Raw genomic sequence first — 16,507 nt, forward strand, 5'->3', positions numbered from 1 at the left:
CCAGGCGCACCCTTCTGAGAAGCTTGCACACCCCTCACCCAACCCCGCAGAGTGTTCCGGAGCCCCACCGCCCCACCTCCGGAGGAACCCGCCCTCATGCCGTTTCTCACGGTCGCCGACGTCCTGCGACTCCCTGTCATCGCGGCCGGAATGCCCCGAGTGGCGGCCGGGGAGGGGCAGTTGGGCCGCACGGTCCGGTGGGTCCATGTCACCGAACTGCTCGATCCCGCATCGTTCCTGGAGGGCGGGGAGCTGGTCCTCACCACGGGTATGCCGCACCCCTCGGATCCGACACAACTGCGCGGCTACGTCGACCAGTTGGCGGACGTCGGGGTGGCGGGGCTGGTCGTGGAGCTGGGGCGCCGGTACCAGCAGGCGCCCCCGGATCTCGTCACCGCGTGCAGTGAGCGGGATCTGCCGCTGATCGTGCTGGCGCGCGGGGTGCGGTTCATCGAGGTGACTCAGACCGTGCACGCCCTGATCCTGGACGCGCAGGGCGAGTTGCTGCGCCGCGCCCAGCATGTGCACGAGTTGTTCACGTCGCTCACTCTCCGCGGGGCCGAGCCCGAGGAGTTCGTGCAGACCGCCTCGGACCTCTCGGGGTGTCCCGTCGTACTGGAGAACTTGATCCACCACGCGGTGAGTTGGGCGGTGGCCGGACGCGCGGACGGGCAGGTGCTGGATGCCTGGCCGCGTCGTTCACGCGCCGCCGGGACGCCGGACCGGGCGGCGGCCAGCGGGCCCGAGGGGTGGCTGGTGGCGCCGGTCGAGGAGCGGAGCAGTCGGTGGGGGCGGCTGGTCATGCTGCCCCTCACGGCCGGACCGCCCTTCGGGCCCGAGCACACGATGATCCTCGAACAGGCCGCCACCGCCCTCACGTTGGCCCGGCTCACCGGTGCGCCGGAGTGGGACCGGCGGGCGCACAGTTCCGTCCTGCTCGATCTGCTGCACTGGCGGTATCGCAGTCGGACCGAGGCGCGGTTGCGGGCCGAGGCGCTGGGGCTCCCCACGACCGGGCACCGTCTCCTGCCGGTCGTCGTCGACCACTCGGGGGCGCGAGTCGGTGACGTCACGGTGAGCGCCCACCTTGCCGAAGGGCTCCTCACATCCGGCGTCAAAGCTCTGGTGGGAGACCTATCGGGGCGTCGTACCGGACTGCTCATGGCACTGGCCCGCGCGAGTGCGTGGCAGCCGGTCGTGGAGCGCATCGCCGTCGATCTGCGGGCCACGTTCGGGGAGGACGTGGTCGTCGCCGTCGGCCCGGGGGTCACCGAACTCGGCCAGGTCACACGGTCGTTCCGCGAGGCCGAGGAGGTCGCCGACGCCATCGGGCCCACCTCCCGCGACCGCCCTTTCCATGTAGCCTCCGACGTCGGCCTGCCGGAACTGCTCTACTCCCTGCGCGACGACGTCCGGGTCCAGAAGTACGTGGAACATCGACTCGGTCGCCTGGTCCAGCACGACGCCCGGCACGGCAGCGACCTCCTCAGCACCCTGCGGGAGTACCTCGACGCCGCCGGCAACAAGTCGATCGCCGCCAAGCGCGTGGGACTCTCCCGGCAGGCCTTCTACCAACGCCTCCATACCATCGAACGCCTCCTCGGCGCCGACCTGGAAGCCGGCGCCGAACGCACCCAACTGCACGTGGCCGTCACGGCGTTGGAGGTTCTGCGGACGTCGGAGCCGTGAGCAGTGGTCGTGGGTTCGAGGCACCGTCGCTTCTGTCGGGGAACCGGATCACGCGTGCAGGCGACTGCCGTTGACCGCGATCCGGCGGCCCTCGCGGGTGTGCGGGAAGTAGTCCCAGACGGCGTGGTGTTGGACGCTGCGGTTGTCCCAGAGGACGAGGGTGCGCTCCTGCCAGCGGACCCGGCAGTGCAGCAACTGGGTGCGGGCTATGTGCGCGTACAGCATCTCCAGCAGTGCGTCGCTCTCGACGCGGGACAGCTGGGTGATGTGCGAGGTGTAGGGGGCGTTGACGAACAGCAGCTTGCGGTCGGTCTCCGGGTGGCGGGCGACGACCGGCTGTTCGGTGCGGGGCACCTCGTACTCGGGCGGCGGGGTCTGTCCGGCGGCGGTCCAGGGCAGGGCTCCGTCGTGGACGGCGGTGAGGCTTTCGAGGAAGCCGCGCATCGCCGGTGAGAGCAGTTCGTAGGCGAGGTGCATGTTGGCGAAGACGGTGTCGCCGCCGCTGCCGCCCTCGGGGACGGTGGTGATGTACAGCAGCGAGCCGAGGGAGGGTTCGGCGTCGGCGGTGCCGTCGGCGTGCCAGCCGTTGCCGGCCACGGCCTTGGACTCCTTGGTCGCCTTGATCTCCAGGATGTACGGATCGGATCCCTCGGGCGCGAGGGCCACGGGATGCAGTTCACCGAAGACGCCCGCGAACCGCTTGTGTTCCTCGGGGGTGATGTCCTGGTCGCGGAAGACGAGGACGTGGTGGGTGTGGAACGCGTGCTTGAGTTCCTTCTCCTGTTGCGGTGTCAGCTCCCGCGACAGGTCGAGGCCGGAGACCTCCGCGCCCAGCAGCGGGGTGATCGGGGCGACCGACAGGGTGTCGTAGGGCTCGGCGGGGCGAGTGGTGAGCCGCTCGACGGCCTTGAGTGCGTAGTCCTCCATGAGGGACCTCCGTGGCATCGGTGGGGGCGAGGGTGAGGGAAAGCGCGGGTGCGGGGGGGGGTGCCACGCACGGTGACCGCCTCAGGGTCTCCCGGCGGGGTGCGGCAGTGCGGCAACGGCGTCTTGCGTGCTGGGCGGGGCCGCCGCGAGCGCGGCTGCGATCGCCTGCACGTGGGGTTCCGCGACGAGTTCGTAGTGGGTGGCGTCGACGTGGTGGAGGCGGAAGGGCCGGGGCAGGTGAGCGTCCCACGCGCCGGGGGCGGTCGGTTCCGGGGCCAACACCCCTTCCTCTACGGGGCGTTCGGCGAGCCATACCTCGGCGGGCGTCCGGTCCAGTCGTGGCAACCGGTGCTCGGCCATGGCCGCGAGGTTGGCCCGGCAGCAGTCCGCGAGGCGTTCGGCGTAGGCGCGGCCGGACTCCGAGAGCCGTCCACCGCCGCTGCCATCACCATCAGCATCACCGTTGCCGTTGCCGCTCAGCTCCCGGGCGAATACGGCGTCCACCTGTCGTTCGTCGTAGGCGGCGAGCCGTCGTCCGGCGCCGGGGGGCGGCGGGTCGAGGAGGTGCACGGCGTCGACGGGTCGGCCGTCCGCCTCGGCAAGTGCCGCCATGGACAACGCAGTCCAGGCGCCGAACGACCAACCGGCAAGGATCAGGCGGCAGTTGGGGTCCGGGAACGCGGTCCGGACGGCTTGCAGGTAGTGGGCGGCGCGGTCGGCGATCGACCGGGCGGGGCGCGCCGGGTCGCGCAGTTTCGGGTCGGCGATGAGGCAGACGGTCACCTCGTCGGGCAGGGCCGCGACCAGGGGACGGTAGGCCTGGATGTCGCCGCCGACCGGATGGACCAGGCACAGGACATCAGGGCCGGAGCCGCGCTGCCACACCTCGACGTCCACCGCGTCGGCGGACGCGCGGGTGCCGGTGTCGAGGTGGCCGAGGAGTTCGGCGAGGCTCACCCGGTGGCTGAGCCGGGACAGGTCGATGTCGGTGCCGTAGCGGCGTTTCACCTCGTCGAGGAGTTCCAGCAGGGTGAGCGAGTCGGCGCCGAGGTCGTACAACGCCGTATCCGGGGCGACGGCGTCCACGCCGAGCAAGTCGGCCAGGATCTCGGTGAGTTCGGCAAGGGGATCGCCGTGCACAGGGTGCGCGGAGGCCACCGGTCCGGAGTCAGGGGCCGGTTCGTAGAAGGTGCGAGCCTCCGTCAGGGGCGTCGTGTTGACCATCAGATGCGGCAACTGCAGGTGCAGGGCCCGTGCGAAGACGGCCGCACCGTCCTCGGGGGTGAGCGCCACCTTGAGGTGTTCCTGGTGGCGGGCGTCGGTGGTCAGGGCGTTCTGCGCCATACCTACGTCACGCCAGGCGTCCCAGCCGATGCTCATACGGACGGTGGAGGCGTCGTCACCGGGCGGCGCGTGGTGGGCGTAGGCGTCGAGGCAGGCGTTGGCCGCCGCGTAGTCGAACTGTCCAACTCCCCCGAACCGGGCCGCCATTGACGAGCAGTAGGCCGCGTAGTCGGGGTCGTGCTCGGCGATGAGCCGTTCCACGAGCAGGGCTCCGCGCAGTTTGGCGGTCGTGGCGCGGCGGGCGGTGACCGGGTCGCGGCGGGCGAGGAGGCTCCCGGCGGCCGTGCCCGCGGCGTGGACGATGCCCGCGAGGCCGTCGAGGTGCGGGGCCAGACGGTCCGCGACCGCGGTCAGGTCGTCGGTGGCGAGGTCGGCAGGGATCAGCGTGACGCGGTCCAGGTGGGCCCGGAGCGCGGCCGGCGGCTCCGTCCCTCGGGCGACGAGGACCACGCGGTTGCCGGGGTGTTCCAGGAGGTGTGCCGCCAGGGTGGCGCCGATGCCGCCGGTGCCGCCGAGCACCAGGTGGGTTCCTGGGGCGGCCGACCGGACGGCGGGCGTTGGAGACGCGGGGGCGTGGACCGGCTGGAGGGTGCGCTGCCACCAGAAGCCGTCGCGCAGGGCGGTCGCCGGTTCGGTGATCGTGTCGTCCAGGAGCAGGTCGGGCAGGTGTGCCGCCCAGTCGGCCGGTCGGGGGCCGGGGAGGTCCAACCACCGCAGGAGCACGCCCAGTTCCTGGCGGGGCACTTCGAGGGCGGCGGCGAGCAGGCCCGCCTCAGGGGTGCGGACGGTACCGGTGACCGGCTGCGCCCCGTGGGACAGCAGCCAGACACGGGGCCGTACGGCGTCCGGGACGTCGGCCAGGGCTCGCGCGAGGGCCGCGACGGTGTCGAGGCATGCCAACTGGGCCGTTTCCAGGGCGTGTTCGTCGAGGCTGCCGTCGAGGGCCAGCGGCAGTGCGTGCAGCCAGTCGACGCCGGGTCCCGGGTGTCGGGTGACCGTCTCCAGCAGGGTGGCGAGTTGCCCGGAGTCGGTGGGATCGACCTCGTAGCGGTCCGCGTCGAGACGAGTGAAGGTCTCGCCGGCGCGCACGGTCACCACGCGGGCGTAGTGCCGCTCCAGGAACCGCCACGACGCGTCGACCGCGTCCGCCGGAGTGACCACCACGGCGGTGCGCAGGGGTTCATGGGTGCCGGTACGGGCCCGGCGCAGCCGCGTCCACTGCGGCTGGTGCAGCCACTCGCCGGCGGGCAACCGCCGTGGTCCGACCGGGGATTCGGGCGTACTGGTGTGGGCCGCCACGGGCGGGCGCGGGAAGTCGTACTCCGCCGTCTCGAAGGCGGGCGGCGGGAAGTCCCAGGGCGCGGACGCGGGCCCTTCGGGCCAGACGAGAGTGTGCCCGGCCGTCCATGCCTCGACGAGGGAGGACGCGTCCCCGTCCGCGAGATCGGCCTGCGGATGCGGCGCCACGACCTCCCCCATCGCGTCGAGCCACGCGACGGCGGAGGTGGCGTCCGGGCAGACCGCCGCCGCCCGGTGCCCCAGCGCGGGCCGCCCGGCCTGGAGATGGCGCAGCACCTGCGGATAGGTGTCGGGATGCGCCCTCAGGTAGGCGGCGATACGGCGTCCATCCGCGCGTACGGCGACCTCGGAGCTGCCGGACAACACCAGGCACGGCACCAACTCGCGCGCGGTGTAGGCGACTTCCACCGCTTCGGGCTCTTCCAGCAACAGGTGGGCGTTGGTCCCGCCGATGCCGAAGCTGCTGACGGCGGCCACCCGCGCCCCCTCCTGCTGCCATGGCTCGGCACTGACCGGGATGCGGAACGGCCCGTCGTCGATCTCCGGGTTGAGCCGGTCGAAGTCCGCCATGGGCGGGACGATCCCGTGGTGCACGGCGAGGACCGCGCGCACCATGCCGACGACACCGGCGGCGGCGCCCAGATGCCCGATCTGGCTCTTCACCGAGGACAACGCCACGCGCGCGTCGTCCGCCAGGCCGTACGCCTGGCGCAGCGCGGCCGCCTCCACCGGGTCCCCGAGGCGGGTACCGGTGCCGTGTGCCTCCACATAGCCGAGGTCGGCTCCGCTACGGCCGCTGCGGTGCAGGGCGGTGCGGATCGCGGCGCGTTGTCCGGCCAGGGCGGGGGCACTGTAACTGAGCTTGTCCGAGCCGTCGTTGTTGATGCCCGAGCCGGTGATGACGGCGTAGACGGTGTCCCCGTCCCGGCGGGCGGCGGCGAGGGGCTTGAGGACGACCACGCCGCTGCCGCTGGCGCCGACGGTGCCGGCGGCGTCCGCGCTGAAGGGCCTGCAGTGGCCGTCCGGCGAGAAGATGTGCTGCGGCCGGTAGGTGTAGCCGTCGGTCAGGTCGGTGTCGACGAGGACACCGCCGACGAGCATCACGTCGGCGTCGCCCTGCCGCAGCAGCCCGGCGGCGACGTGCACCCCGACGAGCGAACTGGAGCACGCGGACTGCACGGTGAAGGCGGGGCCGGTCAGGCCGAGGTGGTAGGCGGCCTTGGTGGCCAGGAAGTCCTTCTCGTGGTGCAGCGCGAGCCGGAAGGTGTCGGGCAGCGCGGTCGGGTCGGCCTCGCGCAGCATGTTCTGGAAGTAGGTGTTCTCCCCGCAGGCGGCCAGGAGTCCGACCCGGTGGGCAGTGGGGTCCGCGATGCCGGCGTGGGCGAGCGCTTCGACGCAGTTCATCAGGAGGTGCCGCTGTTGGGGGTCCATGAGCCGGGCCTCGTGCGGGCTGATCGTGAAACGGCCCGGGTCGAAGGCGAGCATCCCCGCGAGCTGGCTGCGGGCGCCGACCCGGCCGTCCGTGGTCGGGAAGTGCTCGATGCCCCGGTGGCCGGAGACCACCAGGTCCCAGAAGGCGGCCAGGTCGGGGGCGCCCGGCAGTCGTACGGCCATACCGACGACGGCGATGGGTTCCTGGGCCCGCTCCCCCGCCGGCTGCGGGGCGTCGGATACGACGGCGGTCGCGCCGGTGCCCTCCATTGCACGCCCCTCGATGAGTCGGGCCAGCGCGCGGAGGCTGACGTGCTCGAACAACTCCGGGACGGAGAAGGCCAGTTCGTCCTCGCCCGCACAGCGGAGCTGGAAGCGCATCAGGTCCAGGCTGGTGGCGCCGGCGTCGAAATACCGCTGCTCCACGCCGATCGCCTTGCCGGTCACCATCTCGAACAGGGCGGCCAGCCGTCCTTCGAGCGGGGAGACGACCGGAGCGGTCACATCGACGGAGCGCAGCTCGCGGCCCGGGGCGGTCTGCGCGGCCCGGCGGTCCAGCTTGCCGCTCGGGGTGCGCGGCAGCTCCGCCAGGCGGCGGAACCGGCTGATGCGCACGTAGGCCGGCAGCAGCCCGGCGAGATGATCCGCGAGCTCCGCCACGTCGGGGTCGCCGCCCCGGCACTGCACACAGGCCACCAGGCGCCCGTCCTCCACCGCCGCGACCGCCTGGGTCACACCGGGATACTGCAGCAACGCGGCCTCGACCTGCCCCAACTCCAGCCTGAATCCACCGAGTTTGACCTGGCTGTCGTCGCGGCCCGCGTAGTGCAGCAGACCTTGCGCGTCGAACCGGGCCAGGTCGCCGGTGCGGTAGAAGGTCCCGAGGTCGGGGTCGTCGGTGAAGCGGTCGTGGTTCGGCGTGTTGTCGCCGACGTAGCAGCGGTCGGCCATCAGACCGCCGATGAGCAACTCGCCGGTGCCACCTGGCAGAACGGGCAGACCGGCCTCGTCGACGACACGCAGGACGGCGTTGGCCACCGGGTGTCCGATCGCGGGGCGCAGTGGCCAGGCGGCGGGGTCGCCGTCGAGGCACAGGCCGCTGACGACATGGGTCTCGGTGGGGCCATAGTGGTTGAACAGCCGGGCGTCCGGCAGGCCGGCGAACCAGCGGCGGACCGCGTCGGTGCACACCAACTGCTCCCCGGCGGTGACGACTTCGCGCAGCCGGGACGGGAACCGCCCGGTGCGCACCCCGTGTTCGGCGAGCAGTTGCAGCGCGACGTACGGCAAGAAGATCCGCTCCGCTCCCCCGGCCTCCAACTCCCTCAGCAGGGAAGGGACATCGTGCCGCCAGTCGGGTTCCACCAGGCGCAGCAGACCGCCGGAGCACAGGGTGGTGAAGATCTCCTGGAAGGAGACGTCGAAGGACAGCATGGAGAACTGCTGGGTGACGGCGGGGCCGCGCAGGCCGCCGTCGGTGCGCTGCCAGGTCAGCAGGTTGCACAGGGTCCGGTCGGGGACCTGGACGCCTTTGGGGGTGCCGGTGGAGCCGGACGTGAACAGGGTGTAGAGCGGGCGCAGCCCCTGGTGCGTGGGCAGTTGGGGCGCCGCGGCCGGGGCGTCGGCGAGGGTGAGGAGGTGCCGGGGCAGGGACGGTGGTGCGATCGCGGCGAGGACGGCTTCGTCCTCGGGTGCCACGAGGACGCACAGGGGGTCGGCTTCGTCGAGCACGTGCCGCAGCAGTGGTGGTGGGTAGGCGGGGTCGAGCGGTACGACGGTGAGGTTGAGGCGGGCCGCCGCCAGGAGCGCCACGAGGTGTTCGACGGAGGGCTGGAGGTAGAGCGCCACGGCCGCCGGCGCGCCGGGATCGGCCGGGAGGCGGGGGCTGAGTACGGCCGCCAACTCGGCTGCCTGGGCGTCGAGTTCGGCGTAGGTGAGAGTGCTCTCGGCGGTGGCGACCGCCGGGGCGTCGGGGGTGCGGGCGACCTGCCGGGCGAAGCCGTCGGCGACGGTGGTGAAGTCCGGTGCCCGCGTGAGGCCTTGGCCGTGGTCGGGCAGGGTGCGACGGTAGTCGGCGACCAGTTCGTGCAGGGTGATGTCGGTATCCGTGTCGCCGGTCAGGTGGTCGAGGGTCTGGCGGAAGAGGCGGGCGGCGGCCTGGGCGCGTTCGGCGCCGATGTCGTCGCGGTACTCCCACAGGCAGTCGAACCCGTCCTCGTGTTCCACCACCGACAGCGTGAGGGCGCACTTGGCACCCAGCGGCTCGGGCCACAGCGGCCGCACCTCGCAACCATCCAGGCGCAGTGCCGAGAAGTCGGTGTTCTCCAGGACGAACAGGTAGTCGAACAAGGGGGTTCGCTCGCGGAAGGCGCGGCCCGCGAGGACGTCGGCGAGGGCGACGTCCTGGTCCTGGAGCACGGCACGGACGGCTTCGGAGTGCGCCGAGAGCTGAGCGTCCAGTGAGCGGTGCGGCTCCATCGGCAGGTCCAGGAGCACGGTGTTGGCGAACATGCCGACCGTGTCGGCGAATTCGGGGCGGGGCCGGTTCACCACCGGCGTGGCGACCAGCGGACGCCCCTGCCCGGTCACGCCGTACAGGCTCGCGGCGAACGCGGACACCAGCAACTGGAAGCGCGTCAGGCCGAGTTGCGCGGCGCGCCGGTCCAGCGCGCCGCGGCGGACCAGGTCGAGCGAGGTGCGCAACAGGCGGGCCCGGGGCGCGGCGGGCGTCGGCAGCACGGGGGAAGGTGCGCCGTCACGGGCGTAGTGGGAACGGAGCCGGGCGCGGCGGTCCTCGTAGGCGGAGCTGGTGTGCCAACTGCGTTGCCAGCGGGCGAAGTCCAGGGGTGTGAGTGCGGACGACGGTGGGACGTCCTCGCCGGCGCAGGCGGCGGTGAGGTCGCTGAGGAGGAGGTTGAGGGACCAGCCGTCCACGGCGATGTGGTGCAGGTGCAGCAGGAGCAGTCCGCCGTCGGGCCGCGTCAGCCAGGCGGCCCGCAGCATCCGGGGGTTGCCGAGGTCGAAGCGATGGTCGAAGAACCGGTCGGCGGTGTCCTGCCACTCCTCTCCGGGGCGGGCTTCGAGCGCGTGCCACGGGTCGTAGGGATCACCGGTCTGCTGGAGCAGCCCGTCGGGGGTGGGCAACAGCCGGGTGCGCAGGGCCACATGCCGTTCCACCATCGCGCGCACCGCGCGGTGCAGGGCCGCCGTGTCGACGTGGCCCCGGACGCGGAAGGCCAACGGCACGTCGTAGGAACGGTTTTCGGGCTCGCGTTGGTGCAGGAGCCAGAGGCGTTCCTGCTCGCTGGTGGCCGGTGCGGTCCGCTCGTCGGAGGGGCCGGGTACGGGTGGGTGTTCTCCCGCGATCGCCTCCGGGGCGTGCACGGCGTCGGCGAGGGCGGCGAAGTCCGAGCGCAGGACGAGGTCGTGCGGCAGGTCGACGGCGAAGCGGCTGAGGATCTCGAAGCGGAAGCGCAGCGCCTTCAGCGAGTCGCCGCCGCTCGCGGCCCAACGGTCCCCGGGCCGCAGGCCGTTGACGGCGAGGATGTCCTCGGCGACCTTCAGCACCCGCAGTTGCTCGGCGCTGACGGGTACGTCACCGTCCTGCGCGCCGCGCCACGGGGTCCCGGCGTCGCGCAGCAGGACGGCCCGGTCGACCTTGCCGTTGGCGTTGCGCGGCAACTCGGCGACGAGGTGGGTGTGATGGGGGCGCATGTACGAGGGCAGGGCGGCGGCAAGGTGACGGTCGTAGGCGTCGTAGGAGAGTTCGTCGCCCAGGACGAGGAAGGCGAGCAGTTCGCTGCGGTCCGCCTCGTCGCGGCGGGTGCAGATGTAGGCCTGGCGGACAGCGGGGTGGGCCAGGATCTGCCGTTCCACCTCGCCCGGTTCGATGCGGAAGCCGCGCACCTTGACCTGGCGGTCGGCCCGGCCGACGTAGGTGATCCGGCCCGCGGTGTCCTGGCGTACGAGGTCTCCGGTGCGGTACCAACGGCGTTCGCCGCCGTCTTCGTGCGGCAGCCGTACGAAGCTCCGACCCGTCTGTTCCGGGAGGTTGCGGTAGCCGAGGGCCAACGCCGGGCCGGACAGCAGCAGTTCGGCCACTTCGCCCGGTTCGGCGGTGCGGTCGTCCTCGGTGCGGAGCAGTACGCCGGTGCCGGGGAGCGGGGTGCCGATCGGGATGGTGTCGCCGGCGAAGTCGCGCGGGATGGGGCAGCAGAGAGCGAAGGTCGTCGCTTCCGTCGGCCCGTACACGTTGTGCAGGACGGTGCGGGACGCTGAGTTGGTCTCGTACCAGCGGCGGACGATGCGCGCGTTGAGCTGTTCACCGCCGACGAGTACCTGTCCGATGCCGGCGAAGCAGTTCGGTACCTGCTCAACGACCGCGTTGAACAAGGCCGTTGTGATGAACAGGGTGTCGACGCGGCGCTCGCTCAGCACCCTGGCGAACCGGGGCGCGCTGTGGACCTGTTCATCGTCGAGTACGACGCAGACGCCGCCGGTCAGGAGCGGGACCCACACCTCGAAACTCAGCGCGTCGAAGGCGGGGTTGGCCAGACAGGCGAAGCGGGCGCCGGGTCGTAGGTCGACGTAGCCGGGCCGAGCGAGGCGCAGCACTCCGGCGTCGGTGACCTCGACCCCCTTGGGGTGCCCCGTGCTGCCGGAGGTGTAGAAGACGAAGCCCGTGGCGGTGTCGCCGGGGTGCCCCGGCGCCACCGCGGGCCGGCCGGCCCCCGCACCCGCCACGGGCAGGGCGGCGTCCAACCCCGCCCCCTGCTGCCGCCGGTTGGGGACGTGGGCGGGGTATGGCGCCGCCCGCGGGGGTGGGGGCCCCCGCCCGCGGGGGGGGGCCGCGGGCGGGGGGTGGTGTTTACCCCGACGCCGGGGGGGGGGGGGGGGGGGGCCCCCGCCCCCACGGCGGGCAGGCCGGCCCCGTCACCGTCCAGGAGCAGGTCGGCGTCCAACGCGGCCACGTGCTGCGGCAGTTGGGGGACGTGCGCGGTGTCATGGACGACGGCGACGGCGCCCGAGTCGTCGAGTATGTGCCGTTGGCGGTCGGGCGGGCTGAGTCGGTCGAGGGGGACGACGGTGGCTCCGGCGCGGCGGATGCCGAGCATGACGCAGACCAGTCGCCAGGAGCGGGGCAGGTGCACGGCGACCGCGTGGCCGGGGCGAACTCCGGCCGCGGACAGGCGCGTTGCCACGCGGCCGCTGGCTCGTTCGAGTTCCGCGTAGTCGAGGACCCGGTCGCCGTCCTCGACGGCGATGGCGGTGGGGGTGCGGCGAGCCTGGCCCAGTACGGATTCGGCGAGGGACGCGGACCTCGTAGGAGCCGGGGAGACTCTGCGGGCATGGCGGAGGTCCATCACGCCTCCCGTATCGGCAGAGCCAACTGGGCACCGTGATGGGCCAGTTCGGCGGCGAGCAGTCCGGCGACCTGCGTCACCCCGACGCCCTCCAGGATCTCCCAGTGATCGCATTCCATCGTCTCGACGCGGTAGTCGCCCTCGGCGCGACGCTGCCAGAAGGCACGGACCTCGGAGTGGAAGGGGGTGTCGTCGCCGTCCGGCACGGCCTGCGCGAGGACCGTGCGCGCCGGGGAGGCCGCCGGGAGGTGTTCGCGGGCGGTGAGGCGGTTGTGGTTGTAGAGGTGGAAGTAGCGGTCGACCTGGGCGTCGTCGATGCCGGGGTACATCCCGTTGAACCTCACGAGTTTGTCGCGGAACTCGGCCGCGTCGACAGCGCCGATCTCCGAGCGTGCGGATGCGTCGTCGGTGGCCTGGGTGTCGAGGAGGACGACGCTGACGGCCCGGTGTCCGGCATCGGCCAGGAGGCGTCCCATCTCGTGGGCGACGAGGCCGCCGTAGGACAGGCCGGTCAGGACCAGGGGGGATGCGCCGTCGGGTTGGATGAGTCGGAGGTATTCCTCGGCCATGGCCTCCACGCTCGGGAGGAGGTCCTCGTCGGGGTTCACGCCCGGGGACTGGATGCCGTACAGGCCGACGCTGTCGGGGAGGAGTGCGGCCAGGGGGAGGTAGCAGAAGGCGGTGCCGCCGGCGGGGTGGACGCAGACGACACGCGGGCCCGTGCCGGGGCGGAACTCGATGAGGCTCCCGGGGGCGCGGGCGGTGCCCTCCTCGCGCAGCAGCGCGGCCAGGGCCTCGATGGTGGGGCGGGTCATCACCTCGCCGACCGGGAGACGGCGGCCGAACGTCTCGGTGACGGCGTGGGCCATCTTGATGGCGGAGAGCGAAGTGCCGCCGATCTCGAAGAAGTTGTCGCTGACGCCGATGTCGGGGTGGAGCAGGATGCGCTGCCATATGCGGTACAGGCCGTGTTCGATGTGGTCGCGCGGAGCAGCCGTGTTGACCTGGTCGGAGCTCGACTCCTGGGCCAGGCGCAGGAGTTGGGGCCGGTCGAGTTTGCCGCTGCGGTTGAGCGGGAGCGCGTCGAGGTCGAGGAAGACGGCGGGGATCATGTAGTCGGGCAGTCGGCGGGCGATGGCGGTGCGCCAGTCGTGAGTGGTGCGGGCCGGTGCGGTGCCCCGGCCGATGCCGGCGAGCAGGCGGGGCTGGCCGGTCGCGTCGTGGTCGACGAGGACGGCGGCTTCGCGGACGCCGGGCAGCGCCATGAGCGCGGCCTCGACCTCGGCGGGTTCGATCCGGAATCCGCGGAGTTTGATCTGGTCGTCGGCGCGGCCCAGGTAGTGCGCCTGGCCGTCGGGCAGGCGTCGGGCGAGGTCTCCGGTGCGGTAGATCCGCTCGCCGGGCTCGAACGGGTCGGGCAGGAAGCGTTCCTTGGTGAGGTCGGGGCGGCCCAGATATCCGCGTGCCAGCGAGGCTCCGCCGAGGTACACCTCCCCCACCACGCCGGGCGGGACGGGTTCCATGCGGCTGTCGAGGATGTACATACGGGTCCCGGGCAGCGGGCGGCCGATGGGGCAGGGCCGATCCAGCGGGTGGGGGTCGTAGTATGCGGTGCTGTAGAGCGTCGCCTCGGTGGGGCCGTAGCCGAAACAGATCCGCAGGCCCGGGAGGTGCTGTGTCATGCGGTGCAGGGCGGCTTCGGTGAGCGACTCAACTCCCGTGAGCAGTGTGCGCAGTTGGAGTCCGCGCAGGCGTACGGCCGGGTCCTCGTCGATCCACTTGACGTAGGCGGGCGGCAAGAAGGCCTGGGTCACGGCGTGTTCGCGCATCCATGCCAGCAACTCCTCGGGGTCGCCGCGCAACTCCGCGGGGACGATGTGCAGTTCGCCGCCGGTGGTCAGGGGCAGCAGCAGTTCGTGGATCGAGGCGTCGAAGCCGATGCTGGACCAGGCGGAGCCGACCTCGCCGGGGGCGGTGCCCATGCGGGCGTGCCAGGTGGCGAAGAGGTTGAGGACGCTGCGGTGCTCCACCGCGACGCCCTTGGGGCGTCCCGTGGACCCGGAGGTGAAGATCACGTAGGCGAGGCGGTCCGGGGTGGGAGCGATACCTGCGGGTGGTTCGTGGCGGGTTGCCCCTTCAGCTTCCGCAGCCGCCAAGTCGAGCCATTCCGGGGCGCGTTCCGCGCTGTCGTGGTCGCTCAGCACGAGGGGGCAGGCCGCGTCCTCGACCATGTTCGCGAGGCGTTCGGTGGGCTGGCCCGGGTCGAGCGGGAGGTAGGCGGCGCCCGCTTTGAGGATGCCCAGGATGCCGACGGCCAGGTCGCGGGACCGTTTCGCGTGGAGGCCGACGACGTCGCCGGGGCGGACGGACCGGGCGACGAGGGCGTGCGCGAGGTGGTTGGCACGGCGGTCGAGGGTCGCGTAGTCCAGCGAGCTGTCGCGGTCGACGACGGCGGTGCGGGTCGGGCGCTCGCGGACCTGGGTCTCGAAGAGTTCGACGAGTCCGGATGCCGCATGCGGGGCGGACTCGGAGGTCCCCGACCGCGTGGCGTCGCCGTCGAGCAGCTCGCGCAGGCGTTCCTGAGGGGCCATCAACTCCAGGGCGCGGATGTCCCGTTCGGGGTGGCGGGCCATGTCGGTGAGCAGGTTCCGCAGATGGCCGGCCCAGCGCTCGGCGGTGGTGTGGTCGAGGAGGGCCGTCGCGTAGTCCAGGTACCCGCTGATACGGCCGTCGGACTCGGTCGCCGAGACGGCGAGGTCGAACTTGGCCGGGGCGTCGGCGATCGGCAGCGGCTGGGCATCGACTCCGGGCAGGTGCAGCAGGTCCCGCCGTTCGGGCACCCAGGCCAGCATGGTCTGGAACAGCGGGGTGCGGGAGGCGCTGCGCGGCGGGTTGACCAGCTCGACGATGCGCTCGAACGGCAGGTCCTGGTGGGCGAGTGCCTGGCGGACGACGGCGCGGGTGCGGGTGATGGCCTCGGACACGGTGAGGGAGCCGGACAGATCGATGCGCAACGGGAGGGAGTTGACGAGGAAGCCGATGAGACCGGCCGCGCCGGGGCCGCGCCGGTTGGCGAAGGGGCTGCCGACAACGATGTCCTCCTGCCCGGAGAGACGCGACAGGAGAATCGCCCAGCCCGCCAGCACGGCTACGAAGGGGGTCGCACCATGCTGTCTCGCGAGGCTCCGCAGCCCGGCGGTGACCTCGGCGTCGAGGCTGAACTCGGCACGGGCGCCCTCGTATTGCTGTTCCGTGGGGCGTGGACGGTCGGTGGGCAGGTCCAGGACGGGCGGCGCGTCGTGCAGCGCGCGGCGCCAGTAGTCCTCATGGGCGCCGAGCGCGCCGTCGAGGACGGCCTGCTCCCGGGTCTGTGTGTGCTCGGCGAACTGCACCGCGAGCGGCGGCAGGGGGTTCGGGGCGCCTGCCGCGAACGCCGCGTAGAGCTTGCCGAGTTCGTCCATCATGACGTTCATCGAGACGCCGTCGTAGATGCTGTGATGGAACGTCAGCAGGAGTACGTGACGCTTGAGCCCCACGGCGAGAAGGCGTCCGCGTCCGAGGGGGCCGGTGTCGAGGTCGAACGGCCTTTGTTCCTCGTCGAGTTGACGGGCGGCCACTCGCGCCTCGGTGTCGTCGGCCGCGGTGAGGTCCTCGAAGGTCAGGGCGAAGCCGGCGCCCGGTGGGTCGATGTGCTGGTGCACCTCCCCTTCGGTGGCCACCAGCCTTGTCCGCAGCGTCTCATGACGATCGGTCAGCTCGTCGAAAGCGCGGGACAGCAGGTCGTTGTCGAGCGGGCCGGTCAGGGAGAAGGCGATCGTCTCGTTGTACGCGGCGTTCGCGCCCGGCAGTTGGGCCAGGAACCACAGTCGTCGCTGGGCGAAGGAGGCCGGACGGATGCGGGGCGCCGACTCGGCATCGTCCGTGGCCGTGTCCGTGGACGCGCGTGGAGTGGGGACAGGGTGGGGGGTGGTGTGCACCGGCGGTTACCTGGCCTTCCCATCGGTGTGGGGCGGGGTGACATCGGGAGTGACGAGCCGGGATCACCGGACTGCCGTCGGTCCTGAAGCGGCGTGCTCGCCGTCGAGCGGGCGTCGTGGTGGGGGCGGGGTCGACGGCCGGGAGGCGCGGGGCGCCGTCAGCGCGGAACCGTCACCGCTGGACGGGGCACACGTCAGGTCGTTGATCGGGGGGCGAGTCCACGGGGCGAAGAGGCCTGAAGCGGCCCGGCGATTCGATAATTCGATTCCCGAAATTACTGGCCAATTACTTGGTCACATCGTTTTCCTGCGCTCCCGGATTCCCTTCCGGAACTCCGTGACACAGCCGTAATCATCAATCACAGGCTCAGGACATGTCAATACTCGACATTCCGCGACACCTCACAGAACACCCACAGCGAAAAAGAGCCCCATGAAACTCCCATATGGGAATAAAGGCTCCACAACGTCGCACAC

At 72.0% G+C, this 16,507-nt stretch carries 3 protein-coding genes and 1 pseudogene; 1 reads left to right on the forward strand and 3 read right to left on the reverse strand.

Annotated features, from left to right (window positions below):
* The first annotated feature begins 96 nt into the window (after nucleotides 1-96).
* Nucleotides 97-1,689, forward strand: coding sequence for a PucR family transcriptional regulator (locus ACIBK4_RS36335; protein ID WP_399001837.1), 1,593 nt, complete (start codon nucleotides 97-99; stop codon nucleotides 1,687-1,689).
* Nucleotides 1,690-1,737: 48 nt separating this feature from the next.
* On the opposite strand, the gene ACIBK4_RS36340 is transcribed toward ACIBK4_RS36335, so the two are convergent.
* The 3 genes and pseudogenes from ACIBK4_RS36340 to ACIBK4_RS36350 all read right to left on the reverse strand — a co-directional run bounded on the left by ACIBK4_RS36340 (nucleotide 1,738) and on the right by ACIBK4_RS36350 (nucleotide 16,030).
* Nucleotides 1,738-2,616 carry a TauD/TfdA dioxygenase family protein gene (locus ACIBK4_RS36340; RefSeq protein ID WP_399001839.1) on the reverse strand — a complete coding sequence of 293 codons (879 nt, stop codon included), beginning with the start codon at nucleotides 2,614-2,616 and terminating at the stop codon, nucleotides 1,738-1,740.
* Nucleotides 2,617-2,697: 81 nt separating this feature from the next.
* Nucleotides 2,698-12,053, reverse strand: a pseudogene (locus ACIBK4_RS36345) (SDR family NAD(P)-dependent oxidoreductase).
* The gene (locus ACIBK4_RS36350) at nucleotides 12,053-16,030 is read right to left on the reverse strand and encodes an amino acid adenylation domain-containing protein (RefSeq protein ID WP_399001841.1); all 3,978 of its coding nucleotides are present in this window, start codon (nucleotides 16,028-16,030) and stop codon (nucleotides 12,053-12,055) included. The pseudogene ACIBK4_RS36345 and the gene ACIBK4_RS36350 overlap by 1 nt, the downstream one beginning before the upstream one ends.
* Nucleotides 16,031-16,507 lie beyond the last annotated feature (477 nt).

It is taken from the genome of Streptomyces sp. NPDC050528 (assembly GCF_044457795.1).
GTDB lineage: Bacteria > Actinomycetota > Actinomycetes > Streptomycetales > Streptomycetaceae > Streptomyces.

What these genes read in the sequence shown, in the direction of transcription:
- ACIBK4_RS36335 (WP_399001837.1), top strand. Translation starts at nt 97, where the DNA reads ATGCCGTTTCTCACGGTCGCCGACGTCCTGCGACTCCCTGTCATCGCG.
- ACIBK4_RS36340 (WP_399001839.1), bottom strand. Translation starts at nt 2,616, where the DNA reads ATGGAGGACTACGCACTCAAGGCCGTCGAGCGGCTCACCACTCGCCCC.